The organism is Chloroflexus sp. MS-G (assembly GCF_000735195.1).
Lineage (GTDB): Bacteria > Chloroflexota > Chloroflexia > Chloroflexales > Chloroflexaceae > Chloroflexus.
On record NZ_JPIM01000218.1, the window covers coordinates 1 to 2734 of the forward strand.

The 2734-nt window shown below is 53.9% G+C and carries 1 protein-coding gene; it reads right to left on the minus strand.

Annotated features, from left to right (window positions below):
* Positions 1-624: 624 nt before the first annotated feature.
* Positions 625-2409 carry a BACON domain-containing protein gene (locus tag JE47_RS0119925; protein WP_031461422.1) on the minus strand — a complete coding sequence of 595 codons (1785 nt, stop codon included), beginning with the start codon at positions 2407-2409 and terminating at the stop codon, positions 625-627.
* Positions 2410-2734: the final 325 nt, after the last annotated feature.

A 2734-nucleotide genomic window follows, 5' to 3' on the forward strand; every position in this document is an offset into this window, starting at 1 on the left:
TGGGCCTCCGGCCCGCATGTGCGGTGTACGGAGGGGACTTCCTCCACCCTTTAGGGGCGGCAGGGGCGAGGGAATGAGGATGGAAGCGCACTGATGACGTGGGCTAGCTGCCACATGATCATCGAGATGCGTGACCAGAACCCATCGGTTGGCGTATCAGCACACTATTGACCCAAGCCCTAGCAGGCGGTCAGTAAGCGGTAGAACCCATTCCTCCCGACGTAGCAACAGGCATGATCGGCGAGTCGGCGGAAGCGTACCGTTGTTCCGTACATACCTTTCAGGATGCGGGCCGCTGGCCCACGTCGTGCGGTGTACGACTAGCAGCCATTGGTTGGCGTATTAGCACACCATCCCCCAAACCCTCCGCTTTCGTTGTCCCCCTCACTTGCGGGGGCCTGGGAGATGTTTAATCCATATCTCCAATATGGTGACAGGCATGATCGGTGATACTACGTGTGTTGACCGCAAACGTTCCTCGGTATGGGAATCTACACACCTCTGCGCACAGCGGATAGGTTGAGTCTCTCCGTTCTCTCTTACTGTCAGGCAGAGTGAAAACGTTGAAAACCTCATAGCGTTCTGCCGAGTGTCAAACATACATACCAAGAAACGCAGCACATCCTATTCGTTTCGCCCCACTATCGGCACATAGAGACGGTATACCGTCGTCACTACGCGCAATCTGATCGGGATGCTCTGGCTTCCAGCGCTCCCGGCATTCACATTGATAACCGTGTTGTAGTCACCCACTGATAATCCGGTTGGATTGATACGATAACGGAGTTCGCTACGATGCCCGCTACCGTTGGTCGTTTCGAGCGTCAACCAGCTCGCACCACCACTGGCGCTCCAGGCAATGTTGGCTGAACCGAGGTTCTGTACCATAAGCGTATACGTCACTTCCGGATCGGTTGGCAGTGCGATCAGGGTAACATTGCCCGGCGTCACTGCAAGTTGTGAAGGAGTATCCTGTCGCAGGTAGACCGGCGTCTCACTCAACGGAATCTGAGCCTGGCCGTTCTGAACGTTTAATGGCAGGATGTTCCCATCACGACCGATCAGTTGGGCAGTACGTCCTGCTTCCAGGAGTAGGGTATGCGTCTCGGCGGGGCCGGTTGTCCACAGTAAATCAACGAGCGCGCCAGTACTGGTCTGAAAGCGCAGATGGTAACGTGCCGCTGGTGTTAAGGCATTGGGTTGAAATGAGTAATTGTGTAGTGGACCGAATCCGATAAACGTGGCTGTTCCGAGTTGAGCCGTAAGTGTCGCGTAGGCATTGGCAGCCAGTTTACGGCTATAACCCTGATTGCGGTTCCCCAAGATCGCCGCATTGCCCCACAAATCACTGGCTGGGCTATCGAATTTATCTTCGAGTTGGAACCAGTTGATGTGCTGTACGCCTAGGGCCAGGGCAATCCCATAGCTACGTACCAGGTAATTCGCCTGTTCATGCTCGGTCCGGCAAATCGGTGAGGATAAGGTACAGGTTGACCACCCAAGCTCACTGATCCAGATCGGTATGTGTGGCCCGCGCTTAGCATCGAGCCAGCCACGGGTATTGGCAATCCGTCCCCACAGCGAGACTAGTCCATATAATCCAGCGCGATCAGGGGCAGTGTCAGGCATATATGGATGAATGGCTAACGCATCAAAGCTTGTCTGTGCTGCGGGAACGGTAGAAAAGGCTGCACCAAGAAATTCTAATCCGTCGCGGTTTCCGCCGATACGAGTGCCCCCATCGAAGACGTAGACGCCACCGGTGGCAACCAATGCCGTTGGATCGGCTGCTTTGGCAGCAGCGTAACCAGCAGCCAGTATCGCACCGTATTCATGCGCCTCACCTGGCCAGGTAGCCCAGTTGTTTGGTTCATTCCAGATTTGCCAGGCTGCTACTCGTGGCGAACCCGGTGCATCATTGATCCCATCACCATCGTAACGCTCGACCGCAGCCGCTACAAAATCGGCAAAGTCCTGCGGGTTGGCTGGTGGACACCAGTAGTTCAGGGAACCGCCATTGCGGGTGATTCGACTACTGCAATCGCTCACCCGTGCCCAGCCTGGTGTTGTCAGCAGCATCCCGATAATCCCAAAACCGGCCTGCGCTGCCTGAGTCAGTGCTGCGTCCATTAGTCCCCAGTTGAATACCCCTTTACCTGGTTCCAGATTGGCCCAACTGATCTCTTCACGGACCCAGCGTGCACCGAGATCGCGTGTTGCGTTGATTAATGCCCCAAGATCATCGTTCCGATTTTGCGGTAATCGTTCCAGACCACTGAAATAGGTGTTGAGGCCAAATGCATTCAAGCGAGTAGGCTGATTCGGCACTGCGCCAAGGGTTGTTGGCTGTACCAACAGGACGAGCGAAGTAACGATCCAGAGCACAAGCAGACTGTACGTATATCTCATAGCAGTTTCCGTAGTCGATTGTTAGTGGTCTTCCTGTATGCAACGTATTCGGAATATCGTTCAAGCGGTATCAGTATGCACGCTATGGTGGTCCGGTTGGGAAACTGCCTTTGTTGATGCGATGTGTGGCGGATTGCACACTGTGGGACCAGAAATTGTACTGTTGCTTGAACATGTTGTCTATCTCTCAATTCAATGACAAGCGAAACACTGAAGGTAGTTGTTGTCAGTCCTTTTCATCGATACACGCTTCAAGAACATAAACGTTAGCGATACTCTCAGCGTACCATACGGTGCGCTTACAAACGGAAAAAGATTCGACAGA